This window comes from Streptomyces brasiliensis, from assembly GCF_014647875.1.
In the GTDB taxonomy this organism is placed as follows: domain Bacteria; phylum Actinomycetota; class Actinomycetes; order Streptomycetales; family Streptomycetaceae; genus Streptomyces; species Streptomyces brasiliensis.
The window spans coordinates 57,486-80,915 of sequence record NZ_BMQA01000035.1; the positions used below are offsets into that span (position 1 = coordinate 57,486).

At 67.7% G+C, this 23,430-nt stretch carries 19 protein-coding genes and 7 pseudogenes; 13 read left to right on the top strand and 13 right to left on the bottom strand.

The genetic code is table 11. From position 1 onward, the window contains the following. Positions 1-340 precede the first annotated feature (340 nt). Positions 341-1,612, bottom strand: coding sequence for an MFS transporter (locus IEZ19_RS34615; RefSeq protein WP_189315363.1), 1,272 nt, complete (start codon positions 1,610-1,612; stop codon positions 341-343). Positions 1,613-1,773: 161 nt separating this feature from the next. Here IEZ19_RS34615 and IEZ19_RS34620 point away from each other — a divergent pair, with 161 nt between their 5' ends. Beyond that, positions 1,774-2,964 carry an ISAs1 family transposase gene (locus tag IEZ19_RS34620; RefSeq protein WP_189315343.1) on the top strand — a complete coding sequence of 397 codons (1,191 nt, stop codon included), beginning with the start codon at positions 1,774-1,776 and terminating at the stop codon, positions 2,962-2,964. Between the two features lie 32 nt (positions 2,965-2,996). Then, a complete protein-coding gene (locus tag IEZ19_RS51360; RefSeq protein ID WP_229841178.1) occupies positions 2,997-3,200 on the top strand; it encodes an antibiotic biosynthesis monooxygenase family protein in 204 nt (67 codons plus the stop codon). 656 nt (positions 3,201-3,856) lie between these two features. Here the strand turns inward: IEZ19_RS51360 and IEZ19_RS34630 are convergent. Next, a complete protein-coding gene (locus tag IEZ19_RS34630) occupies positions 3,857-4,939 on the bottom strand; it encodes an alpha/beta hydrolase (protein ID WP_189315344.1) in 1,083 nt (360 codons plus the stop codon). 247 nt (positions 4,940-5,186) lie between these two features. Between IEZ19_RS34630 and IEZ19_RS52740 the strand changes: the two genes are divergently transcribed. The 3 genes and pseudogenes from IEZ19_RS52740 to IEZ19_RS53750 form a co-directional block, all read left to right on the top strand. Beyond that, a complete protein-coding gene (locus IEZ19_RS52740; RefSeq protein WP_268248712.1) occupies positions 5,187-5,318 on the top strand; it encodes a hypothetical protein in 132 nt (43 codons plus the stop codon). Next, on the top strand, positions 5,300-5,530 hold the full coding sequence (locus tag IEZ19_RS34635) for a hypothetical protein (protein ID WP_229841180.1): 231 nt from the start codon (positions 5,300-5,302) through the stop codon (positions 5,528-5,530). The genes IEZ19_RS52740 and IEZ19_RS34635 overlap by 19 nt, the downstream gene beginning before the upstream one ends. 295 nt (positions 5,531-5,825) lie before the next feature. Beyond that, positions 5,826-5,906 (top strand): annotated as a pseudogene (locus IEZ19_RS53750) (hypothetical protein); the annotation flags it as partial. 1 nt (position 5,907) lies between these two features. On the opposite strand, the gene IEZ19_RS51365 reads toward IEZ19_RS53750, so the two are convergent. Continuing rightward, complete coding sequence (locus IEZ19_RS51365) at positions 5,908-6,351, bottom strand: transposase (protein WP_229841181.1); 444 nt, start codon at positions 6,349-6,351, stop codon at positions 5,908-5,910. Between the two features lie 370 nt (positions 6,352-6,721). Between IEZ19_RS51365 and IEZ19_RS34645 the strand changes: the two are divergent. Continuing rightward, positions 6,722-7,105: pseudogene (locus IEZ19_RS34645) on the top strand (SDR family oxidoreductase); the annotation flags it as partial. Positions 7,106-7,510: 405 nt separating this feature from the next. Here the strand turns inward: IEZ19_RS34645 and IEZ19_RS34650 are convergent. The 3 genes and pseudogenes from IEZ19_RS34650 to IEZ19_RS34660 all read right to left on the bottom strand — a co-directional run. Beyond that, positions 7,511-7,768: pseudogene (locus IEZ19_RS34650) on the bottom strand (integrase core domain-containing protein); the annotation flags it as partial. Between the two features lie 305 nt (positions 7,769-8,073). Continuing rightward, positions 8,074-8,892, bottom strand: coding sequence for a helix-turn-helix domain-containing protein (locus IEZ19_RS34655; protein ID WP_189315346.1), 819 nt, complete (start codon positions 8,890-8,892; stop codon positions 8,074-8,076). Then, positions 8,889-10,028 (bottom strand): MFS transporter, encoded by a 1,140-nt coding sequence (locus IEZ19_RS34660; RefSeq protein ID WP_229841182.1) that lies wholly within the window; start codon positions 10,026-10,028, stop codon positions 8,889-8,891. Before IEZ19_RS34660 ends, IEZ19_RS34655 begins: the two co-directional genes overlap by 4 nt. 227 nt (positions 10,029-10,255) lie before the next feature. Between IEZ19_RS34660 and IEZ19_RS34665 the strand changes: the two genes are divergently transcribed. After that, a complete protein-coding gene (locus IEZ19_RS34665) occupies positions 10,256-10,993 on the top strand; it encodes an Atu4866 domain-containing protein (RefSeq protein WP_189315348.1) in 738 nt (245 codons plus the stop codon). 9 nt (positions 10,994-11,002) lie between these two features. Here the strand turns inward: IEZ19_RS34665 and IEZ19_RS34670 are convergent. From IEZ19_RS34670 to IEZ19_RS34685, 4 genes and pseudogenes are all read right to left on the bottom strand, one after another. Next, positions 11,003-11,127, bottom strand: a pseudogene (locus tag IEZ19_RS34670) (IS3 family transposase); the annotation flags it as partial. A gap of 106 nt (positions 11,128-11,233) precedes the next feature. Further along, positions 11,234-11,451, bottom strand: a pseudogene (locus tag IEZ19_RS34675) (IS5/IS1182 family transposase); the annotation flags it as partial. Positions 11,452-11,495: 44 nt separating this feature from the next. Further along, positions 11,496-12,041: a hypothetical protein gene (locus IEZ19_RS34680; protein WP_189315349.1), complete on the bottom strand. Its 546-nt coding sequence runs from the start codon at positions 12,039-12,041 to the stop codon at positions 11,496-11,498. 341 nt (positions 12,042-12,382) lie between these two features. Continuing rightward, positions 12,383-12,844 carry an Lrp/AsnC family transcriptional regulator gene (locus tag IEZ19_RS34685; RefSeq protein WP_189315350.1) on the bottom strand — a complete coding sequence of 154 codons (462 nt, stop codon included), beginning with the start codon at positions 12,842-12,844 and terminating at the stop codon, positions 12,383-12,385. Between the two features lie 85 nt (positions 12,845-12,929). On the opposite strand from IEZ19_RS34685, the gene IEZ19_RS34690 reads away from it, so the two are divergent. From IEZ19_RS34690 to IEZ19_RS34710, 5 genes and pseudogenes are all read left to right on the top strand, one after another. Then, a complete protein-coding gene (locus IEZ19_RS34690) occupies positions 12,930-14,411 on the top strand; it encodes a pyridoxal phosphate-dependent decarboxylase family protein (RefSeq protein ID WP_189315351.1) in 1,482 nt (493 codons plus the stop codon). 38 nt (positions 14,412-14,449) lie between these two features. After that, a pseudogene (gene paaI / locus IEZ19_RS34695) lies at positions 14,450-14,829 on the top strand (hydroxyphenylacetyl-CoA thioesterase PaaI). A 47-nt stretch (positions 14,830-14,876) separates the two neighbouring features. Then, positions 14,877-15,485, top strand: a complete 609-nt coding sequence (locus IEZ19_RS34700; protein WP_189315364.1) for a TetR/AcrR family transcriptional regulator — start codon at positions 14,877-14,879, stop codon at positions 15,483-15,485. Positions 15,486-15,576: 91 nt separating this feature from the next. Further along, positions 15,577-16,054 (top strand): annotated as a pseudogene (locus IEZ19_RS34705) (IS6 family transposase); the annotation flags it as partial. Between the two features lie 400 nt (positions 16,055-16,454). Further along, positions 16,455-17,768: a cyclase family protein gene (locus IEZ19_RS34710; RefSeq protein ID WP_189315352.1), complete on the top strand. Its 1,314-nt coding sequence runs from the start codon at positions 16,455-16,457 to the stop codon at positions 17,766-17,768. Between the two features lie 687 nt (positions 17,769-18,455). On the opposite strand, the gene IEZ19_RS34715 is transcribed toward IEZ19_RS34710, so the two are convergent. Further along, positions 18,456-19,844, bottom strand: coding sequence for an APC family permease (locus IEZ19_RS34715; RefSeq protein WP_189315353.1), 1,389 nt, complete (start codon positions 19,842-19,844; stop codon positions 18,456-18,458). Positions 19,845-19,895: 51 nt separating this feature from the next. Further along, entirely contained in the window at positions 19,896-21,518 is a 1,623-nt protein-coding gene (locus tag IEZ19_RS34720; RefSeq protein ID WP_189315354.1) for an amidohydrolase, read from the bottom strand. A gap of 88 nt (positions 21,519-21,606) precedes the next feature. Here IEZ19_RS34720 and IEZ19_RS34725 point away from each other — a divergent pair, with 88 nt between their 5' ends. Further along, positions 21,607-22,299, top strand: a complete 693-nt coding sequence (locus IEZ19_RS34725; RefSeq protein ID WP_189315355.1) for a TetR/AcrR family transcriptional regulator C-terminal domain-containing protein — start codon at positions 21,607-21,609, stop codon at positions 22,297-22,299. 505 nt (positions 22,300-22,804) lie between these two features. On the opposite strand, the gene IEZ19_RS34730 is transcribed toward IEZ19_RS34725, so the two are convergent. Continuing rightward, a complete protein-coding gene (locus tag IEZ19_RS34730) occupies positions 22,805-23,212 on the bottom strand; it encodes a TerD family protein (RefSeq protein ID WP_229841183.1) in 408 nt (135 codons plus the stop codon). Positions 23,213-23,430 lie beyond the last annotated feature (218 nt).

The window sequence follows — 23,430 nt, forward strand, 5'->3', positions numbered from 1 at the left end:
TGGTGGGGGTGGGGAGCAGTGCAGACACGGGGTTCGTGATCATTGTGGTGTCTGAGGGGCCTGTGGGAGACTTTCACTTACGAGGTGCCTTGCGGTGAGCGGCGGATGGAAGCGTAGGAACTCCCATTCTCGCAGGTCAGCGGGTACCTCTTCTCATTTCGCCGTCGACAGGCCGACCGTTACGCGGTGGATCCAGGCTGAACGGCTGCCGCAGTGGCGCGATTCTTCCCATCCCGTTTGGCGCTGATCGTCGCGATGACAGCTCCGTCGCCGACTGAGAGCGACATGTCAACGAGCAACGCCCTGCCATCGGGCAGGGCGTTGCTCGAGATGGTCTGTTTCAGGATGCCTTTTGGCCGGCGGGCTTCTCGATCTCGGTGGTCACCCGTGCCCCTCGGAAGAGCACCGGGAGCCACAGGAGACATGCCAGCAGGGGGACCGCGGCGTAGGTGGCCATGCCCACACTGGAGCCCAGCCCGTCCATGAGCGCGCCGAGGACGAGATAGCCGATGCCGATGAGCGCCGACTCCACGAATGCGATCATCGACAGCAGGCTCGCCCGGTGGCGCGACGGCACGGCCTCGTTGAACACGTTGTCCACGATCACGGCGGTGATCTCGGGAATCCCGACCAGAGCCAGGAACGCGGCGATGGTGACCCAGACAAGGCCCAGGCCGCTCAGGCCAAGTGCCGCCGCGAGCGTCAGGAGAGACACCGGGACTATGACCCGATACCCGATGCGCCGGTCCGCGCGGTCCGACAGCAGCGGAGTGAGCCCGCCAGCGAAGAATCCCGCCGATATGACCACGCTGACCAATGCGGTGCCCGCTCCCTGATCGGAGAGGGTCTTCTGCGTAAAAATGATGTACGGCGTCAAAGTCGCATGCATCAATCCGGACACCACGACAAGCGTCACGAGCGCCGGCGTGGCGACCCGAAGCATCGCCCGCCATGCTGTGGCGTCGCCGTGCTCCTCCTCGGCTCCGTCCTGCTCGTCCACCGCATCCGCGCCGCGGATCTCGGGCACCCGTGACATCAGCACCACCACGGCTAGCGCGAGGCACGCCGCCGAACCGACGTAGACGACTCCCCAGGAAATCTGCTGCAGTTGGCCGCCGAGGACGATGGCGGCTCCCGAGGTGACCGTCCCGAGCATGGTGAACCGGGACTTGATCTTGACGTAGCTGACCGTTGCACCACGACGCACGAGCAGGTCGTACAGCAGGGCGGTGTCCGAACCGGACACACATGCCATGCCCACGCCCTGCCCGATGAACAGCGCCAGGAACACCCAGTAGTTGGAGAACGCCACCTGACCGAGCAGACATCCAGCTATCAGCATCTGGCCGATCACGATGCTGGCACGCCTGCCGATTCGGTCGGCGACGACTCCCGTCGGCAACTCCGCAAGTCCGCTGACCAGGTAGAGCAGTGTCTGCAGTAGGGCCACTTGCCCGGCGGAGAAGCCTCGCTGCTGAAGGAAGAGGACGTATACGCCGCGCTGGAACAGCGTGTTGGTGAGCACGGCGTATACGTAGAACGGGCGCGTGACACTTCGTGCTGCATTGTCGACTGCAGCCGACCCGCTAAGGGCCTCCGTGGTGCCGGTCATGCTGCGGGCTCCCTGGTGACTCCGCTGATCATTAGTGTTGGGCCTCCGCCGCCGACCGGAACCTCCAGTCCATACTTCGCGCAGGATATTGGGCCGGCGTCTAAGCCCGGTGATCGCGAGAGTGTCCCGTGCCTGCTGTTGCATCTTCCCCTATCCCTGCCGTGCTGGAGAACCTGGGTCCGCTGGACGAGGGCCGGTTCGCTGACCTGCGCGTTCACCTCGGGGCGGTTCCGGATCCGCGATCACGGCATGGGCGGTGGTACCCGCTGACGGCGATTTTGCTGATGTGCGCCTGCGCGGCGGTCTCCGGCGCCAGAAGCATCGAGGAGGTCGCCGAGTTCGGTCAGCGGGCCTGCCGGAGCGTGCTGGCGGCCCTCGGGGTGCGCCGGCATCTGCTGGGCTGGCGACGCTCGCCGTCGGCGGTGACCATCGGACGCGTCCTCGCTGCCCTCGACGGTGACGCCCTCGACCGGGCGGTCAGCGCCTACCTCGCCGGTCAGCACCGCGCCGCCGAGTCCGCGGCGACCGCCCCTTCGCATCGGGTCATCGCCGTGGACGGCAAGACCCTCAAGGGCTCGGCCCACTCGGGCGCCCCGGGCCGGCATCTGCTGTCGGCCGTCACCCACGCCCCCGTCGCGACGATCGCTCAGGTCGAGGTCGGGTCGAAGACGAACGAAACCCGGCACTTCCGCCCGCTGCTGGCGCCCCTGGAACTCGCGGGCACCATCGTCACCTTCGACGCCCTGCACTCGGTCAAGGCCACCATCACCTGGCTCGTGATGGCCAAGAAGGCCCACTACATCGCCGTGATCAAGACGAACCAGCCCACGACCCACCGGCAGCTCGCCGCCCTGCCCTGGAACGCGATCCCGGTGCAGCACACCGCCTCCACCGCCGCCCACGGCCGGCGCGAGTCCCGCTCCATCAAGACCTGCGCCATCGCCGACAACCTCGGCGGCATCAACTTCCCCCACGCCCGCCTCGCCCTGCGCCTGCACTGCCGCCGACGATCCGCCGGCCAGCGGGAGACTCGTACGACCGTCTACGCCGTGACCAGCCTCGACGCCCACCAGGCGAGCCCCGCCGGCCTAGCGAACGCGATCCGCGGACACTGGGGAATCGAAAACTCCTCCCACAACATCCGAGATGTCACCTTCGCTGAGGACGCCTCCCGCGTGCACACCGGCACCGCACCCCGTGCCATGGCCGCCTTCCGTAACCTCGCCACTGGCGCCCTGAAGATCCTGGGAGCCGACAACATCGCCAAGACCACCCGAGCCATCCGCGACGAACCCACACGAGCCCTCACAATCCTCGGAATCTCCAACACCCACACCAATCAAGGAACTTGAAACCGCCCTGCCTTTGGGCATGGGTAAATCCTTTGGAGTCGAAGACCGGCGTTGATGAACCGGTCACCTTGATCAAGAACTACACAGTGCCAGCGGACGAAGCCGAGTATTTCGTCGATGTGTACCGGGAGAACGCCCGGATCATGTCGACCCAACCCGGCTTTCTTCGCTCCCGCCTACACAGGGCGCTCGCTGACGCACATCATGAGGCACGGTTCGTCCACATCGCCGACTGAAGCTCGGGCACCGCGCTCGACAAAGCCACCGCCAATCCCGAGTGGCTTGCCTCGCTGCGACGCATGTTCGACGATCCTGGCCTTCACATCACCTCAGAACCTGCTGCCTATCGCGTCGTCGTCGAACTTCACCCCTCCTGACCTTGGCCGCCGGGGCGGGGAGGCCGTCCCGGCACTGCGCCCCCGAGAGGCGACCCTTCCCCCAGCACTGAGCCCCCCGGCGCGCCGCCCGCGCTGGGGGGCTCAGTGGGCGTCCACCACGATGTGCCGCTTACGCCCTTTGATTTTTCTTCCCGCAGTCATAGCCGCAGGTCGCGGTACCGACCGTGGACGTGCCTTTCGCGGACTGCGAGTCGATGGCCCGCCGTGGGTTCCGGGTCGCGGCCTGCGGCCTCGCGGATGGCGGCCCTCGGCCGGTAGACCATCCCATTGATGACCTGCCGGGTCCGACACGTGCGGCCGCCCGGTGGCAGCCCGCGGCATCAACGGAGCGAGTAACTCCCAATCCTGATCGGTGAGTTCATGACGGCGTACCACCCCACCGTGATCTACCATCCAGCGATCTTTGAAGACGGACCCTGGAACGGCGTCCTGCCCACGGGCGCCGTTCCAGGTCTGCTCGCGGTCTGTGGCCGGGGGCCAAGGCCGCCGGGGGATCAGGAGCGGCCGTACAGGTCGTCGTAGAGGAACTCGCTGACCTGCTTGACGGCGGCCTTGGTGGCGTTGGTGTTGGCTACGGGGTTGAGCATGGCGAAGTCGTGGATGGTGCCCTGGTAGCGGACGGTGGTGATGTCGGTGCCCGCGGCACGGAGCTTGGCGGCGTAAGCCTCGCCTTCGTCGCGCAGCACGTCTCCCTCGTCGGTGATGAGCAGCGTCTTGGGCAGTCCCTTGAGCTGGTTGAGGCTGGCTCGCAGCGGAGACGCGAGAATGTTCTCGCGATCCTTCTTGTTCGGGGCGTAGTTGTCCCAGAACCACTGCATGCTCTTGCGTGTGAGCCAGGGGCCGTTGGCGAAGGTGTGGTACGAGTCGGTGTTGAAGTCGGCGTTGGTGACGGGGTACATCATCACCTGGCCGTCGAGCTTCGGGCCGCCCCGCTGCTTGGCCATGAGGGTGACAGCGGTGGCCATGTTGCCCCCGACGCTGTCGCCGGCGATGGCGAGCCGGGATCCGTCGACGTTGATGTCATCGCCGTGCTCGGCCACCCACTTGGTGACGGCGTAGGCCTGTTCGATCGGGACGGGGAATTGAGCCTCAGGCGAGGGGGTGTAGTCGACGAAGATCACCGCGGCGTGGGCACCGTTCGCGATCTGGCGCACCAGCCGGTCGTGCGTGTTCTCGCTGCCCAGGACCCAGCCGCCACCGTGGGTGTACACGACAGCGGGGAGCTTGCCGGTGACCCCCTCGGGGCGGACGATGCGGATGTCCACCGTTCCGGTGGGGCCCACCTTCAGGGTGCGGTGGCTGATGTCGGCCGGCAGCTTGTCGATCGGACCGGACTGGACGTCCTCCAGGGCCTTGCGGGCGTCGGCGGGGGACAGCGTGTAGATGGGCGGGGTCTTGGCCGCGGCGTCGGCGAACGCCTTGGCGTCGGGCTCCAGGACCAGCGGCCACTCCGGGGTGGACTTGGATTGGGCGGGAACGGCCAGTGCGCTGGTGGCGGCGAAGGTTCCCAGGGCGAGGGAGAAAACGGCGGCGACAGCGGTCTTGCGGCTGATACCGCGTTTGCGGATCGAGGGCATGGCGAATTCTCCTTTGTGAAGGGAATGACTCAGTGAGTCGATGGCACCGCAACGTCCTGAGGGGCGACTGCTCTCGGAATACGGCGGTCCCCGCGAGCCGGAATCCTGAGCCGCGGGCTCAAGAAACAGGCTTGGTCTTACTGAGCTCCTTAGGTCGGCAGGCTCTTGCCTGCTTTCCCTTTAAGACCGAGCACCTGCTGAAGGTGTGACACGTTGTCAACGTAATGTTGTTCGACGGTGTGTCGGGGTGGGCGAGGCAGAGTGCGCCGTGGAGACGGCGCGGGCGGCGGACACGGCCGTCGAGGAGGTCAGGTTCGTGCTCTTCGACGACCGGGCCTACTGGAGCCCGCCGAGCGCGCCGTGCTCGACCAAGGGGTGACCGTACGGCGCGGCCAGGGCTACACCCTGCGCGTCACCGCCGTCACCGCCGTCACCGCCGTCACCGCCGTCCCCGCCGTGCACCGCGGGCTCCTCGCCCGCTGCCGGCCGCTCGACGGCGACCAAGGAACCCCGGCGATCCTGGCCCAGCGCAAGGCCCGCCGGGATTACGAGAACCGTGTCAACGCCCTTGTGGCCACGGCTGATCCATGATTTGGATCAGCGGCTGCCGCTAATTTCCGTTCGGATGCTCCCCGAGGGCCTGCTACACCTACGCCGGCGCCGCGATCGCCCTGCGCAGCAACAAGTCCGGTACCGAGAAGATCAGCTGGCTGGCCGGTGACCGGCACGGCACCAGCACTACCGCCATCACCTCCGACACTCAGGCCCTCACCAAGCGCTATCTGACCCCCTTCGGCAAAGACAGAGGCACCCCCTCTACGGCCCCTGGCCCGACGACAAGGGTTTCCTCGGCAAAACTGCCGACACCGACACCGGCATCACCCACATCGGCGCCCGCGAATACACCCCCGGCATCGGCCGGCTCATCAGCGTCGCCCCCATCCTGGACACCACCGACGGGCAGAGCCTCAACGGATACGCCTACGCTGACAACAACCCCGCCACCAACGCCGACCCCACCGGGCAGCGCCTGGCCAACTGCTCAGGCGGGCCACGATCGCCGCCGTCGGACGTGTCATGCGTCCGGCCGCCCGACGGGGCTGCTCACGCAGCGCGTCGTGGAGCAGGTCGAGGAACCCGTTCTCCCGCCACCGCCTGAAGAAGCGGTAGACCGTCTTCCAGGGCGGGAAGTCCACCGGCATCCCACTCCACTTGATCCCGTTGTCCACCAGGTAGAGGATCGCGTCGATCATGACACGGTGGCAGTAGCCCTCCGGCCTGCCACCGTGCCCGCGCAGCCAGGCCGGCACCGGGATCAGCCGCGCCACCCGCCACTGGGCCCGGTTCAGATCCGAGGGATACGCCCGCGCCCGCCGGGTGCCGTCCGCCGCGTTCCCCGCCTGATGGGCCATACATTCACAGCTGTCACCAGCCGGCTCGCCCGGCATGACGGACTTCGATGTACGGGGACCAGGGCTTCGGCGTAGTCGGGTCTCGTCCTTTTTGATCATGTGAGGCCGAGAAGGGCGAGGGCGCGGGTTTGGTCCCGGGTTGTCCGGCGGAGGCCGGAGGCGATGTTGTGGATGTCGGCGAGGCGGAGGGCTCCGATCGCGAGGTTTCTGCAGGCCGCCATCGCACCGTGCAGACCTTCAGGCGGCGGCGGATCTCGGAGCGTCCGTGACCAGTGGTGCGTGTCCGGTCCTGGAGCGGAATCCGGTTCCAGGGAAGGGACTTCAGCTGCTTGCGGAGCTTCCCCTGGACCGCGCAGTCGGCGCCTGGCTCACTGGCATCCCGTACTCCATCGTGCACGCCACCCAGTTCTTCGAGTTCACGAAGGGCCTCGCCGACGAGGCGACCGACCGCGACGTTGTGCGCCTGATCCCCGTCAAGATCCAGCCCATCTTCTCCGGCGACGTGGCCAGGGCCGTGGGCCGTACCGCTGTCGGCGAGCCCCTCAACGGCACCGAGGTGGGCGGCCCCGAGGTCTTCACGCTGCCCGAGCTGGTCCGCACGGCCCTGGCCGCCAGGAACGACCCGCGTACGGTCGTGGAGAACCCGGACGGCACCTACTGGGGCGCCAAGATCCAAAAGGACACCCTCCTGCCCGGTCCGGGCGCGGCGCTCGGCGAGGTCCACTTCAAGGACTGGCTCGCCCAGCAGCGGTAACCGGCTCCGCCGTCACCGCCGTCTCGGCGATGCGGCTGGAGCACAGCGGTCCGTTGCCTGGCAGGCGGACCCCACCGGCCCGTCAGGTGCCCCCTGGGGGCACCTGACGGGCCGTCTGTCGACTTTCCGGGCCCGATCCGCACACGAAAGATGATGACCCTGCCCTCAGAGAAACGGCCGCAGCCCGCGCCGCGGCGCTGGACATCCCGCTGCACCGTCTCGGCCTCGCTGCCGCTCCCGACACCGGTTGCAGCGGTTGCGACCGCCGAGGCTCATCGAGCTTCCTGCCCCGGTCTGGCTGGCCTATAGGGGATATACCCGGGAGATTGAGCACCCAAGATCGTCTCCCAGGTTTCTCCCAAACGATCACCCGAGACGCAGGAAGGGCCTGATCCTCACTGAGGATCAGGCCCTGACCCAGGTGTATTGACCCGCAGCGTTGTTGACGCGGCTGTTGGGCGGGTGTCCGCCCAGTGCGGTGTGGCAGCGGTGGTGGTTGTAGGTGTGGAGGAAGTCTGCCAGCGCCTCGGTCCGCTCCGTGTTTGAGGTGTAGGGCCGCTGGTGGGCCCACTCGTCCAGCAGGGTGCGGTTGAAGCGTTCGACCTTGCTGTTGGTCTGCGGCCGGTAGGGCCGGATCTTCTTGTGAGTGATGCCGGCCGTGGCGAGCGTCTGGCAAGTACGGCTCGACCAACTCCCACTCGGCATCCGAGAGATCACCACGCGCCACCCTCGAGAACTACCAGGTCCAGCCGCCCAACCACCGACGAATCCCCAAACCAGTGATCCCAACCTGGAACACGCCCTAGTTTCCCGCAAGTTCAAGAATCCTGAAGCTTAAAAGACGTGAATATGCGGGTTCAGGCCCGCCAGAGTGGGCTGTGACGTTGCATGTTCGCGGAAGCTGCGTCGCGGAAGTGATGTCACGGGCGAGGTGCCTGCGTTGCCGGTGATAGTCCTAGGACCGGCCCTCAGCGGACGGGCGCATTGAGCGAGCCGAGCAGGGCGAGCTTCTCGGCGTTCGCGGATCCGGTTGCGGCGGTATAGACGATGAGCTGGTGCCCCGGAGCGTCGCGTATGTCGAAGGCGTGATAGGTGAGCGTGAGGTCGCCGACGTCCGGGTGGTGGAACGACTTGGCCTCGTGCGTCTTGCCGCGCACGTGGTGCTGGGCCCAGAGTTGCGCGAAATCGGGGCTCGCCGCGTGCGTTTCGCTGACGAGGCGTTGCACGTGCGGGGCAGAGTCGTGGTGCCCAAGCGCGAGCCGCAGGTTCGCCACGCAGGCTGCGGCGGCCTGGTCCCAGTCGGCAAAGAAGCTGCGTCCGAAGGGATCGAGGAATGTCATGCGCGCGAGGTTGTCGATCCGCTCGAAGCCGCTGTAGAGCGCGGCCGCTAGGTCGTTGAGGACGAGGATATCGAGCTGCCGGTTGATGACTACTGCCGGGGATTGCGGCCACGAGTCCAGCAGATTGCGCAGCGACGGGTCGAGCGGTGACTGGCGCATGGCCGACGGGATGGGCGTGAGGCCGGCGAGTCGGAAGAGGTGCTCGCGTGAGTCGAGATCGAGGTTCAGCGCGGTGGCCAGAGCGTTCAGCACGGCCGGGGATGGATTGCGCTCGCGCCCCTGCTCGAGACGGGCGTAGTAATCGACACTGACGCCGGCCAGCATCGCCACCTCCTCGCGGCGCAGTCCCGGTACCCGCCGGCTGCCGGCGGTGCGCAGCTCAAGGTCTTCGGGCCGGACGTGCCCGCGGCGCGCCTTGAGAAAGGCGCCCAGATCGGATGCGCTCATGTGAGAATGCTAATCTTTCCCGCCCGGCGCTGCCGCTCTGGTACGACCGCGCTGAGGACAGCGCCCACCAGGACCGCTCCGGCGATGATGAGCACCGGGTGTGTCACGCTGGCGCCCGCCACCTTCGTGGCGATGAGCGGCCCGACGCTGCCGCCGAGGAACGTGAAGGCTCCGTACCAGGCCGTGATAGCCGCGGGCTCGTCCGAGGCACCGACCTGCAAGAGGCGTTCGACGATGGCGGGAGCCGTGAAGGCTATGGCCGCAGCGAAGACGACCACCCCACCGACGAGCGCGGACTTCGTTGCAGCCGCGGCGAGCCCGGCACCGAGTGCCGCGACCACAAACCCGCCGACCGCGCGCCAGCGGGCCGGGATCCGGTGCGCAGACGCGGCGACGACGACCACGAGGACGAACGCGGGCAGCGTAGCCAGACGGAGCCCCTGCAGCTCGCCCGGGAGCTCGAGGAGCGCGCCGGGAGGCGCGAGCTGCAGGAGCGTAAACAGCGCCACATACCCAGTGAGCAGCACTGCGGTCGCGAAGTAGAGAGCGAGCATCAGGGGTCGCCGAATGACGCGCAGGAGCGCTGTAGCTGCCCGTCGCGCGGGTACCTCCGCCACCGGCGCCCTCGGGATTACCACTGCGAGCGCGACGGTGCAGGCGGCGAGGGCGACAGCGCTGACGATGAAGACCCATCGCCAGCTTTGCGACTCGGCCACGGGAGCCGCGAGCAGCGGCATCACGATCGCGGATGCGAGGAACGCGGTCGTCAGCGCGGCGGTAGACAGCGTGCGGAATGCTCCGGTGAAGCGCTGCGCGATCAGCACCAGTGCGCACGGTGCGAACACCGCGGCGAGCGCGCCCTGCACGGCGCGCGCGGCCAGTTCGGGTCCGAGCGTCGAGGGCACGGCAGTCACCGCCGTAGCGACGGAGGCAGCCACGAGGCCGACGAGCAGCACGCGGCGCGCACCGAAGCGGGCGGCGATCGGACCGGTAACCAGGAATCCCGCCGCGTACGCGATCCCGAAGGCGGTGGTCGCGGTGGTGACGGCCCCGGGCGGGGTGCCGAAGGTCTCGGCCATGGAGCGGGTCATGCCGAGCACCACATAGGTCTGCCCCACGACGAGAACGCCGGTCACGGTGAATATGAGCAGGAGCAGGAAGTTACGTGCTGGGGTGCGAAGAGATGCGGTGATGATGAGAGGTCCTCCAGAGAGACAGGACTGGGCGGCTCGCAACGTTGTCATGGCGGTCCGCGCCGAACCAGGCCGTGTCGCACCCCGGCACTCCTCGGCCTGGTTCGGCGTCGCGCCGTGGCGGAGGCTGATGGCTCGTTCATCACCACCGACGAGAAAGCGACTCACCCATGTCCTCTCCATTCACCCCCGATCTGCTCGCCCGCATCACGACCGCGAGCACCGAACCCGGTCACCCACTCCTCTTCGGCAACGCCCGGATCATCACCGATGACCCGCTCATCGGCGAGATCGACCGTGGTGATGTCCTGCTCGGCGGTTCGCGCGTCGTCGGCATCGGTCCTGGCCTGCTGACCGCGGCTGATGACGACGGAGCGATCGTCATCGACTGCGACGGGCACGTCATCGTGCCGTTGACCAACGACCTGCCGGCCCGCCTCGGCCTGCGCTCGGAGCGGTACCGCCCACAGGGTGCCATCGCCCCGGGCAACACCGCAGGGTTCGCCGTTCTCGCCGCACGGAACGACGAGTCCGCGCTTGACATCGCCCTGCGCTTCGCCGCAGCCCCGGAAACGGCCGCCGTGATCGTCATCGACGGCACGGTACGGCGCTGGGGCGCCTCGCCGGTAGCCGCACCCGCCCCGAGCGAGACTCGCACGGACGCTGCCGAGACCTCGCCGGAGTCCTACCTCGGCACCTGGATCGACAAGCAGGACTTCGTGCACCAGCACCTCACCGCAGACGGCCGCTACGACGAGACCCGCGGCGGACGACCGCACGCGTACCAAGGCTCGTACTGGATCAGCGGCAACCGCATCGACTACCTCGATGACCTCGGCTTCTGGGCCTTCGGAGAGTTTGTCGATGGCGTCTTGCACCACGCCGGATACACGTTCCGCCGTTCCTGAGAAGGGGCTCTTGGCCCGGATCACCCCGCGCAGTCCGGCCGCACGCATGAGGCGTTCGACCGTGCAGCGGGCCACCCCGAATCCCTCGCGTCCAGGGCTGCGTGGACCTTGCGTGCCCCGTAGACGGCGTAGTTGGCCTCGTGGATCGCGAGTTCCAGGTCGTGACGGTCATGCGCCGCCGCTGCTTGAGCGCCAGAAAGCCCGCAGATCGGGCGGGAACGACGGGGTGCGCGGCGTCGACAGCGGGGCGAGCTGGCGCAGTGTCAGGCTGGTCCGCCGGTACGCGGTGACCAGCAGCACCCGGTCTTCCAGCGGCAGTGACCAGGGACGCCCCCTCGACGAGTCAGCTCAGCACCTTCTCGGCGCAACATAGCGATCAGCCTGCGGAGGTCGCGCGGTCGCAGCCCGCTAATCGGGTCTATCCAATGCGGTTCCGACGCCGTGATCACACCAGCCACGTGAAGAGATCGTTCCACACCTGCAGACCTCGGGAAGCCGCGAATCAGCTGCAGCGGCTCTCCTGTGGCTCCACGGAACCCACCTGTTCCATGCGCCGGATCTCCCGCTCTGCCGCTTCCAAGTGCCCGAGGTCGAGGGTCATCGCGGCACGCCCGGCGACGTAGAAGATGTCCTGGCGGACCCGACAGTCCAACCCCGGTTGGCGGCACAAAGCGGGGAACCGCACCTCAAGACTGAGTTCGATGCGGCCCATCTCGTCCCGGACGCAGACCGGGAGTGCGGCGTGCCGGAGATCCTTGGCGTAGTCACGCGTCTGCCGGTCGGCCTCATCAGGCCGGGCTTCCACGGGACGATAGGGGTGTTCGGTCCAGTCCGTGTCAGCCCACCAGACGAGTTCGTCCAAGTACTCCGAGGCGACCACCAAATCCGGAGGCGAGGCAGAAAGGGCCGTGTCTGCGCCGGCAACCAGCTGGGCGAGACGGCGTCGCGCATCGTCGTCCCCCGCCACGCACATCGCGATGAAGCCCGACAACACGTCGAGCCTGCGTGACGCCTCCGCCCGCTGCCAGATCTCGTACAGTTCCGCCATCCACCGTTCTTCCGCCGACCGTGTCTCCGCGCCCCGAACCCTACGACGCGCCCCCGCCAGAACGTCCAACGGTTTTCCCGGGCTCAGCGAACGAACCTCATGCCGGCTCGGTGCCGCGCACGACCTCCTCTCACAGCTCATGTGTCCACGAGCGAGGGCTTCTTGATCATTGCGGGACAGCCCTTAGCGGGCGCGTCCGGCAATGGCGACAGCGCGTCCGAGGCTGCTGCGACCTCGTTCACGAGCTGCCAAATGGCGCCGTAGTCCTGCCGCTGCTGCCGCTGCTGCCGCGGCAGCAGCGGCCTCCGCCGAGGGCGACCGACGATGCGGTTCGCTGGGGTTCACGGTGAGGGTATGGGCATCCCAGGGGTGCTCTTGATCGTCTTCATGGTGAACTGCGAGTTGGTTCGTGCCACCCCGGGCAGACCGGTGAGTTCGGCCATGTAGAAGCGCTCGTAGGTCTCGAGGTCAGGCACGGCGACCCATAGCAGGTAGTCGGGTTGGCCAAACAATCGCAAGCAGTGCACCACCTCGTCGAGTTCGGTGACCGCGGCTTCGAATGCCTCGATGGTGACTTTGTCCTGCACCGCCATCTCGACGGTCAGCAGCACATGGAACCCACGGCCGATAGCGGTGGGGTTGGCCGCCGCGTGGTAGCCGGTGATCACGCCGCTGTTTTCGAGTTGCCGGACCCGGCGCAGGCACGGGGAAGGGGAGAGGCCCACGAGGTCGGCCAGCTCGGTGTTCGCGAGACGCCCGTTCTCCATCAGGTGCGCAAGAATTGCTCGATCCGTCTTGTCCATGGCATTGCATGCTAATGGTGCAGGCTTTTGGGAGCATCTTTGGCATCCTGTGCTGCGGGTTTGTGGCTAGCGTGCCCATATCGACGTGCCCACCACGTACCCGGAGGCGCTGATGCCCAACGAGCCGATACTCGGGCTGGACAAGGACGGCAGGAAGACGGCAGGTCGACTCCTGGCCGAGTTCTTCGACGACTACGAGCATTCCATCGCCGAGCGCCCCCTCGTGCCCGAGGTGGACCGCGAGGTTCTCGCCGGCTTGCTGGAGACGCCGTTCCCCGACAAGGGCATCGGAGTGGAGGGGCTCTTCCGCGAGATCAACCAGAAGATCCTCCCGAACTCGACCGCAGTGGCCCATCCGCGGTTCCTCGCCTATGTGCTGGGTCCGCCCAACGGCATAGCGCCGTATGCCGAGGCGATCGCGGCCACCATCAACCAGAACTGCAACTTCTGGCAGCTCTCGCCGGCCGCGAGCGTGGTCGAGCGCGCCGTCATCACGTGGCTGAGTGGACTGTTCGGTTACGGCGATCAGGCGGGCGGGATCCTCACGGGGGGCGGTTCGATCGCCACCCTCAACGCCCTTACCGTCGCCCTGCACGCCCGCCGGCCCGGCTTCCGCGAGCAGGGCCTGCAGACGGCAGGTTCCCAGCTGGTGGTGTATACCTCAGTTGAAGCACACCGGTGTGTCGACAAGGCCGCCGCCATCCTGGGTATCGGACTGAACAACGTCCGCCACATCCCCACCGACGATCTATACCGCATGCGCGTCGACATCCTGGAGGAGACGGTCCGCGCCGATCGGGCAGCCGGACTGGAGCCATTCTGCGTCGTCGCCACCCCGGGCACGGTGACCAGTGGCTCCATCGATCCGATCGCCGATATAGCGGATGTATGCACGCGCCAGGACCTGTGGCTGCACCTCGACGGCGCATACGGTGCGCTGTTCGTGCTGTCAGAACACAAGCGTGAGGCGTTCGAGGCATGCGTCCGAGCGGACTCCATCGCCCTCGACCCGCACAAGCTGTTGTTCGCCCCTCTGGAGGCGGGCTGTCTGCTGGTACGTGACCGCACTCGGCTGGCGCAGGCTTATGCCTTCTCTTCCTCGTACCTCACCGTGGAAGAAGACCCTCTGATGGTCGACTACATGGACTACGGACCCCAACTGTCCCGCAGCTTCAAGGCCCTGAAGGTATGGAGCGCCCTGCAGGCCTTCGGTATCGACGCTTTCAGGGCCGCGATGGACCAAATGCTCGACCTCGCCCAGTACATGGCCGACCTCATCGAGGCAGCTCCGGACCTGGAACTCATAGCGCCCGTATCGCTGACAGCCGTCTGCTTCCGGATCAAGGGCGCCACCGAAGCCGACCACACCGCCGTACTCGCTGCCCTGATCGAGGAAGGCACCGCGCTGCTCGGCCCGGCACGCCTCGACGGCCGCCACGGCATGAGGGCCTGCGTCACCAACCACCGCACCACCCGCAACGACATCGAACTGATCCTCGACCGCCTGTCCGACCTCGCCCGCCACCACGGTGGACCGGTCGACGACGCCCTGGAGGTGGCCCTGTGAGCGGCGATGCGGCTCCGGGAACCGACCCGGCACGTGCGATGTTCGCCACCGATCGGGCCTCTCATGGCATGGGCATGGAACTCCTGGAGGCCGGGGGCGGCTCGGCCCTGGTCCGGATGACGGTGACAGCGGCCATGATCAACGGTCACGGTATAGCCCACGGCGGCTACATCTTCGCGCTCGCCGACACGGCATTCGCCTGCGCCTGCAACAGCCACGGCCCCGTCACCGTCGCGGCAGGCGCCGACATCGCCTTCACTGCCCCCGTCAAGGAAGGCGACGTCCTGATGGCATCCGCTCGCGAACGCACCCGATTCGGCCGCAGCGGAATCTACGACGTGACCGTCCTGCGGGTGCCACTGTTATTGCCGAGTTCCGCGGGCGCAGCCGCGTCATCGAAAACGGCCAGGAACAGTGACCGGAAGCACCGGCAAGGGCCGTGCCGCATCACGCCCACCCGCGCTCATCGCCGGTTCCTCCGAGTCGCCGGCTGGGCCCCGCAAGCGTGTGGACTACGGGACAGGCCGCGAGGCGCTGCTCAACGCAGCCGTACGAGTCGTGGCCCGCGGAGGGCTCCGCAAACTCACCTACCGTGCCGTCGCGCAGGAGGCGGGTGTCACCCACGGTCTCGTGGTGCACCACTTCGGTTCACGGGACGCGCTGATTGGGGAGGCCCTCGCTCACGCGGTGGATTCCAGCGCCGGCGCGAGCGCGCGGCAAACAGGTGCGGGCAACGTCGTGAATTTCGCGGCAAGACTGGCGGACATGGCCACCAGCGAGCCGGAGATGCTGACCTTCCGGTACGAGCTGATGCTGGAATCACGGCGCAGTCCGGAGCTGCTGCCGCAGATCCGCACGTTGCACCGGGAATACATGGCGGTGACGGAACGGCAGCTGTCCCAGATTCTGCCCGAGGGTGGACCCGGTTTCACCAGACTCGTCTTCGCCGCAGTCGAGGGACTCGCGCTGCATCAGCTGGTGTTCGGCGACTCGGCGGACACGGAGGCCACGCTCCGGGAGTTGCGCCTGCTACTGGCCCAACGTGAGGACGCAGAGCGGCGAAGTATGCGGTAGAGCTTCCTGCGGTAGCGGCGGGTGATGTCGGACAGGCGAGGGACGTGGGCCGCGATCGGCGAGCGATGGCACGTTCAGGGTCCGCAGAAGAATCTTCATCACGATCAACGGCGAGCGGAAATATCTGTGGCGAGCCGTCGACCAGGACGGCAACGTGCTGGACTTCCTCGTGCAGAACCGCCGGGACAAGGCCGCGGGCCAGGCGTTTCTTCCGCAGGCTGATGAAGAAGACCGGCGCGGTGCCGCGGGTGATCGTCACGGACAAGCGCCGCTCCTACGGCGCGGCCCACCATGAGGTCATGCCCTCGGTCGAGCACCGCTCGCACAAGAGGTTGAACAACCAGGCTGAGAACTCCCACCAGCCTACCCGGCAGCGCGAACGCGCCATGAAGGGCTTCCGCGGTACCGGCCGGGCCCAGCAGTTCCTGTCGGCGTTCAGTGGCATCTCACCCCACTTTCGGCCCCGCCGCCATCTGATGCCCGCACATGACTACCGAGCCGAGATGACCGTCCGCTTCGCCATCTGGGATCAGGTCACCGGTGGCACCAGCCGGCCCACCGTGGCCTGAGCACAGCCCGCCACCCAGATCCGCCACACCCTGACGTGCCGTCAGAAACCCGCGCATCCAACAACGTGACAACGCCGTTCATCGTGCGCTTCGTTGCCCGCACAGCGTGGCTCATCTGACTCTACGGTGACGTCATGTCCGTGCGCCCGCCGCGACACCTATGGTCAACATAGAACGTTCGGTATTGACACAGGTACCTCTAAGGGCCGATCATGTTGCAAGGTAGAACGTTCGCTCTTGCGAGGGGCTTTCTGGTTCATTGGATTCCTCGGCGCGTGCGACGGTTCCTCGCAACCACGATGACCTCTCTCCGCGGGCGACACCCCTCGCGTAGACCGCCCATCGCCGTGCCACATCGCACACCTGCTCACCATTCGGCGACTGCCACCGGAGGTACGACATGTCCGACACCATCCTGCCCGACTGGTTCGCCCAAGCACTCGACGGCTTTACAACTGGGGACATGGTGAGGTTCCTCGAGATCTACGACCCGAACGCAGTGCACGAGTTCCCGATCGGTCCCGCCCCTGCGCCCGAACGGTTGGAAGGCAAGGAGGCGATCGGCGAGTATCTGAAGTCAGTGCCCGATCGCGCCAGGTTCGACTCCATGGACATCCTCTCTGTGCGTGACATCGGCTCTGTGCGTGACATCGGCGGCGAAGCCCGAACCGAGGGCGAGCTTGTAATCGAGGCGCACGGTCGCGGCACATTCGTCCACGACGGGGCACCCTTCGAGATGCGATACGTCTGGTTCGTCAAGCACCAAGACCGACGGGTCAGGAACTTTCGCGAGTACGTGACCGCCATGAGTACGGAACCGAGGAACGACGTCACCGGAACGGCCAACGAGCAGGAATTCCCGAGTAATTGGGGCCGATGGGGTGCGGATGACGAGCTGGGCACGCTCAACCTGATCACCGAGGAGGCCCGGGCCAGGGGCGCCGCTGAAGCCCGTACCGGACGAGCGGTCTCGCTGGCCCAGCCGATCCAGCCGGAGCCGCTCGTCAGTGGGCCCTTCGCGCCCACTACCCGCGACGTCTCGCCGGTCCAACAGTTGATGCAGTACACCGGAGGTGCACCCGCGACGGCGGACATGATGCTGGTGACCAACCATCACGTGCGTTCGACCCACCTCGACGCTCTGGGGCACCAGATCCGGGACGGCAAGGTCTACCCGGGGCGTTCCCTCGCGGAGAGCGTGACACCGGCCGGCGTGCGGCACGGTTCAACGGCGGCGTTCGCCGCCGGGATCGCCACCCGGGGTGTCCTGCTCGACCTGGCCTTCGACGGCCCGCTGTCCGCGGGGCATCCGATCACTTCGGAGGACTTCAAGGCGGCCGAGGCCCGTCAGGGCGTACGGCTGGAGTCCGGGGACGCGTTGGTGGTGCGCTGCGGGTGGGTCTACACCATCGACCCCGAGAGGCCGATGCCGGGCATCAGCCTGGACGCGGTGCGGTGGATGCACCGGCGCGGCGTGTCCTTGTATGCCGGCGACCTCGGCGACGCCCACCCGCCGCTGGATCCCGCCGTCCCCGGTCCGCTGCACCGCGTCGCTCTGCCGCTGCTGGGCATGCCCCTGATCGACGTCGCGGAGCTGGAAGAACTGGCCGCCGTCTGCGCGGAATTGAACCGTTACACCTTCCTGCTCACAGTGGCACCCCCACGCATCCACGGCCTAACAGGCATCCCGGTCAATCCGCTGGCGATCTTCTAATGGATACCGCTCTGGCGTTGCCTGCGACCAGTGCCCCTGTCGCCGTGGCAATGCTCCAGGAACTCGGTGAAATCGCGGAGGAGCACGCGGCTCACCAACTCGCTGATCAGGTCCTTTCCCCAACCCGACCGGCGTTCTCAGGCACCAGGCCAGCGTAGGACTCAAAGCTACTCAGAACCGGGGCTCAGTCGGGTAGCCGGATCACGTTGCCGTGACCCGGCCCCCTCAGAACCGGACGTGCCAGTTATCCCGGCATCCGGCTCAAGCAAGCCACGTGGGCAGGCGCACCACCCCAGCGCCCGCTCAGCATCTCTCACCCGCCCTGGGCGAGCCCCAGGACGGCATGCTGTTCTAACCAGCGGGACTTTTCCCGGATCCTGTCCCCTTGAGTCCCTGCCCGGGGGGAGGGAGACCCCACCCGCGTCCCCGGCCGGTGGCGGTCGGACGCGTGGCCGCATTCGGCGCTCACCTGTTTGGCCTGTCCGGTGTGGTTGTCCGTCAGGTGGTCTCGTACGTACGTGGTGCCCGGTCGTGACAGGACTGCCGGGTTCTCGGCCCCGCGCTCCGGTTCGCACGCCGCGTGGGGCCGCTTGCTGTACCGCACGAGCACCGCAGTGCGACTTCGTGCCTGGCACGGAGAGGAACCGGTGCAGGGCCTGGCGGGGCGGCATCCGGTGCGCTCGGCCGTCAGGTCTGCAGAGCGCTCCCAGGCACGGGCTGGTCCACCTGCCCGGCCGACTCCTCGCTGAAGGTCATCTGTGGGGGCTTGCGGTGGAACATCCGGGTCAGGAACAGCAGGTACCCGAACCCGGCCGCCATCCAGCACAGTCCCACCGTGAAGGTGACGCCGCTGAGGCTGGTCCACAGCCACACGGTCAGTGCGAAGCCGACAACTGGCAGCAGCCCGTAGGACAGCAGGGCGAGAGGGTCGCGCCGGCGCCGGTCGACGACGTAGTGCTTGACCACGCTCAGGTTCACCATGGAGAAAGCGATCAGCGCGCCGAAGTTGACCATCACCACCGCGTTGTCGAGGCTGATGAACAGCGCGACCAAGGAGACCGCGGACACCAGGCTGGTCGCGATCCAGGGGCTGCGGAAGCGTGGGTGCAGGGCGCCGAAGACCTGCTTCGGGAGCGCCCCGTCGCGGCCCATCGAGTACAGGATTCGGGACACACCAGCCTGGGTGGCCACACCGGAGCCGAGGGCGCCGGCGACGTACACCACCAGGAAGACGTTGGTCAGCGCCGATCCGCCGAGCCTGTCCATGATGTCCAGCCCCGCGCTGTCGGGGTCGGTGAAGGACCAGTCGGGGTGCACCAGCGCGCCCATCCAGGACACCAGCAGGAAGAGCAGGCCGCCGATGACCGTGGTGAGGACGATGGCCCGGGGAATGGTCCGGCGCGCGTCCTTGGCCTCCTCCGACATCGTGGAGACGGCGTCGAAGCCCAGGAAGCTCAGCGCGAGGATGGCGGCCCCCGAGAAGGCCGCCGACACCCCGGACGTACCCGGCACGAATGATGTGAACGGCGACGAGACCCCGCGGCTCACCGCGTAGTGGGCGGACAGGACGACGAACACGACGACCAGGACGGCAGCCAGGGCGACCACCACGGTGCTCAGCCGACTGACGGAGTTGACACCCAGCACGTTCAGCAGCCAGGACAGCACCAGCGCGGGCATGACGAAGACGTTCTGCGGTACGGCAGGGAACTGGGCGTGCAGGTAGATGCCGATGAGCAGGAAGTTGATCATCGGCAGGAACAGGTAGTCCAGCATCAGCGTCCAGCCGACCATGAAGCCGACGTGCCCGCCGAAGGTCTTCTGGGTGTAGGTATATGCCGATCCGGCGGTCGGGTAGGCGCGCACCATCCGCGCGTAGCTGAGGGCCGTGAACAGCATCACGACGAGCGCGATCACATAGGCGGCGGGTAGGTGGCCGCGGGTGAGTCCGGTGACCGCGCCGTACGTGGTGAAGACGGTCACCGGGGCCAGGTAGGCGAGGCCGAAGAGGGTGAGTCCGGGCAGCCCGAGCGCTCGTCGGAGCCGGGGCTGTGCGGGAGCTGTCGTGTCCGTCATGGTCGTTCCACGCAAGACCGGTGCCGGGCCACGGCCGGAGCGGGCCGCGGGTCAGGCGCCGGGGGTATACGTGCGTTCGCCCGCCAGCCAGGTGCCGAGGACGGCGACGTCGGGAATGTCGTGCGGGTCGCAGGACCGCAGGTCGCGGTCGAGCCAGACCAGGTCCGCGACCCGCCCGGGGGCCAGGACTCCGCGGTCGTCGGCCAGCGCCTGGTAGGCGACGCCGGCGGTGTAGCAAGACATCGCCGTCTCGACGTCGATCCGCTGTTCGGGCAGCCAGCCCCCGTGGGGCTCGCGCTGCGAGGTCTGCCGGGTGACCGCGACCGGGAGCCCGGTCAGCGGCCGGTGGTCGCTGACCGGCCAGTCGCTGCCAAAGGACACCCGGGCTCCGCTGCCCACCAGCGAGCCCAGCGGATACTGCAGACGCGCGCGGGTGTCGCCGATGCGCGGCACGGTGAGCTGGGTCATCACCGGGTCGGACTGGAGCCACAGCGGCTCGATGTTCGCGATGACGCCGAGTTGGGAGAAGCGGTCCAGGTCCTTCGGGTCCACCATCTGCACGTGGGCGATCACCGGGCGGCGGTCCCGCGCACCGCAGGCCTCCCTCAGATGTGCGAGTGCGTCGAGCGCGGTGCGGACGCCGGCGTCGCCGATGGCGTGCAGATGCGGCTGCAGCCCCAGGGCGTCCATCTCCACCAGAGCTGCGCGCAACTCGTCGGCCGGCCAGACCGGCATGCCGCTGCAGCACGGGTCGTCGGCGTACGGTTCGAGCAGGGCGGCGGTGCGGTTCTCGATGATCCCGTCGATGAAGAACTTGACCGTGCGCAGCGTGAGCCGCTCGAAGCCGGCGGCCTGAACCCGCTTCTGGTCGGCGGAGAACTGGGCGAGCTGTGCGCGCCAGCGTGACGGGTCGGCGCGCAGGGCGAGATTCACCCGGGTTTTCAGTTCCCCGCGGCGGGCGGCCTCGAGATAGGCGTCGACCTCGTCGGCCTCGACCCAGGCGTCCTGGATCCACGCGGCGCCGGCCGCGGCATAGGCCTCGGTGGCGACAGCCAGGGCGCGGATCCGCTCCTGGGTAGTGCGGGCGGGTACGGCGCCGAGGACGGCGTCCACCGCGTCCCACTCGATCATGGTGCCCATGAGGCTGTCGTCGGGGCGGCGCGCGAAGCGCCCGCGCTCGGTGTCGACCACCGAGTCGTCGATACCGGCGCGGCGCATGGCCTCCGTGTTGCACCACAGCGTGTGGTAGTCCCAGGCCCGCAGCGCCACCGGGCGGTCCGGCACCACGGCATCCAACCACCGGGCGTCGAAGAGGCCGTCGGAGGTGAGGGTCGCGTCGTATCCGGCACCGATGATCCAGTCGGCCTCCGGGTGCTCGTCGACGTACCGGCCCACCTCCGCGATCAGCTCCGCCAGGTCGGCGCATCCCCTCACACGCGGGCCAAGCCGCTCGAAACCACCCTGCGCCGGGTGGCAGTGCCCGTCACCGAACGCCGGCATGAGCAGGCCCCCGCCGAGGTCCACGACCTCCTCTGCCGCCGCCAGTGCCTCGGCCTCCGCGCCCACCGCCACGACCCGGCCGTTGCGCACCGCGAGCGCGTTCGGCTCCGCGGCAGAGTCGAGCTGAGGCAGCCCGGTCCAGACGGTGCCGTTGCGGAAGACGGTGAGGGGCATACGGAACCTCCAAAAACGAATGGCATTCGTTAAGTAGTGGGAGGCTAGACTCCCGGCACGGGCTTTGGGAAGAGAGGGCGAACAACACATGAGCACCGGCTTCCGCAGGTCCGGACGGCCGACCACGCCGATGCTCGACCGCGAGATCATCGTGCGCTCGGCACTGGACCTGATCGACGACGTCGGTGCCAAGGGTTTCTCCGTCAACCTGCTGGCCCAGCGGCTGCGCGTGCGGCCGTCGTCGCTGTACAACCACGTCAAGGGCAAGGACGACATCCTCGCCGGGGTGCGAGAACTGGTGGCCGCCCCCATCGACGCCGGGGTATTTGACAACCTGCCCTGGGACGAGGCGCTGATGAGCTGGGCGAGGCTCTACCGGGCCGCCTTCGCGGCGCATCCGCAGACCATCCCGCTGCTGGCGACCCAGCCGCTGCCGGGCGCGCACAGCACGGTGCGCATGTACGAGACCGTCGCATCCGGGCTGGAGCGCGCCGGGTGGCCCGCCGACACGGTCGTCCCCCTCATCGTCGGCATCGAGTCCTTCATCCTGGGTTCGGCACTCGACCTGACCGCACCGCCCACCATGCTGGACCCCGGGCCCGACAGCCCGCAGGCACCACGGTTCACCGCCCTGGTACACGCACGGGACGAAGTCTCCGCCGCCGAAGGGCGCCCGGCCGCCGACCTCGCCTTCGAGTTCTCCCTCACCGCACTGGTCGACGGCCTGCGCGCACGACTCGCCGAGCAGACCGCAGCATCGGGCGACAGCCGGGTGCGGTGAAACCATGTGGCGGCTTGTCAGTGCACCAGTCCGTCAGAATCCTGAAGCTACAGGTTAGTTGACGGCGCACCCGCTCGAGGCCGATGTCGCAGGTGTCGATCACGTGCCCTCACCGGTTGTGTTCGCCCGGCCGTCCCATGGCACCGATCTCCGCATCCACATTACGAAGAGCCTCCCTGCCTCCGCGGAAGCCGGTGGTCATGCCCCTGACTTGTTCAATCGACGCCAGACGCCCGGTCTGCAGCCGTAGCGTCCAGGGTGCCCTCCAAGTCAGGCCGCCGGGTGACGGGGGCAGGAGCATGGCAACGAATTGTTCGACACCGTGGTCGCGGCCGGCGACCTGCACGCCGGTAGAACGCCCGTAGGGTTCACGGCCACGGAGGTCGCCGACCCGGCCGAGCAGGTGACGGCTGGACACCTGGACATACGCGAACTTGCCTGCCCTCAAGGAGACGGAGCGCGGCTGAGCTTACGGCCTGCCCGCCCGGTCGCGTGCGGGGATCGGTCATGTGAGGGTGACGCCGTGGGCGCGGGCGAGGCTGCCGAGGCCGTGGGACCAGCCTTGGCCGAGGGCGCGGAGTTTCCAGGTGGGCTGGTTGTGGGTGGTGTGCCGATACAGCTCGGCGATGACCATGGCACGGATGTGGGGGTCGGATGGTGGCTGGAAGGTCCAGGCTGCTTGGGTGGCGCGGTTGATGTGCAGGGCGGCGTGGGTGAGGGCGCCGCAGGTGAGGCCGCTGTCGGTGTCCATGGTGATGGCGATGGTGACGCGCTGGATGTGCGGGGGCAGGGCGGCCGGGCGGAGGGTGGCGCGTTCGACACGGCGGGGGCGGGCCTGCCGTGTCTCCTCGCTGTGTTTGCACCGGTGTACGGCGGGGGGTGGCGGGGTTTCTGCCTGGCAGTACGCCGGCAAAGGGACTAGCGTGATTCATAGAGCAGTCGTGGTTCCGAAGTCGTTCGCCCGCGGTCATCTTGCCCGCGGGCGTTTTGCTGTTCAGCCCTCTTTGGACCAGGGCGATTACCTCCGGGCCCGTACCCGTGCGGGCTCGAACCCTCGTCGAAGGAGACAGGCATGGCCAAGGGCACTGTGAAGTGGTTCAACGCGGAGAAGGGCTTCGGCTTCATCGCGCA

Excerpts from the sequence above, each read along its gene's own strand:
- IEZ19_RS51365 (WP_229841181.1), bottom strand. The coding sequence starts at position 6,351 with ATGGCCCATCAGGCGGGGAACGCGGCGGACGGCACCCGGCGGGCGCGG.
- IEZ19_RS34685 (WP_189315350.1), bottom strand. The coding sequence starts at position 12,844 with ATGGACAAGACGGATCGAGCAATTCTTGCGCACCTGATGGAGAACGGG.
- IEZ19_RS34630 (WP_189315344.1), bottom strand. The coding sequence starts at position 4,939 with ATGCCCTCGATCCGCAAACGCGGTATCAGCCGCAAGACCGCTGTCGCC.
- IEZ19_RS34715 (WP_189315353.1), bottom strand. The coding sequence starts at position 19,844 with ATGACGGACACGACAGCTCCCGCACAGCCCCGGCTCCGACGAGCGCTC.
- IEZ19_RS34710 (WP_189315352.1), top strand. The coding sequence starts at position 16,455 with ATGTCCGACACCATCCTGCCCGACTGGTTCGCCCAAGCACTCGACGGC.
- IEZ19_RS34725 (WP_189315355.1), top strand. The coding sequence starts at position 21,607 with ATGAGCACCGGCTTCCGCAGGTCCGGACGGCCGACCACGCCGATGCTC.
- IEZ19_RS34680 (WP_189315349.1), bottom strand. The coding sequence starts at position 12,041 with ATGGCGGAACTGTACGAGATCTGGCAGCGGGCGGAGGCGTCACGCAGG.
- IEZ19_RS34665 (WP_189315348.1), top strand. The coding sequence starts at position 10,256 with ATGTCCTCTCCATTCACCCCCGATCTGCTCGCCCGCATCACGACCGCG.
- IEZ19_RS34615 (WP_189315363.1), bottom strand. The coding sequence starts at position 1,612 with ATGACCGGCACCACGGAGGCCCTTAGCGGGTCGGCTGCAGTCGACAAT.
- IEZ19_RS34655 (WP_189315346.1), bottom strand. The coding sequence starts at position 8,892 with ATGAGCGCATCCGATCTGGGCGCCTTTCTCAAGGCGCGCCGCGGGCAC.
- IEZ19_RS34720 (WP_189315354.1), bottom strand. The coding sequence starts at position 21,518 with ATGCCCCTCACCGTCTTCCGCAACGGCACCGTCTGGACCGGGCTGCCT.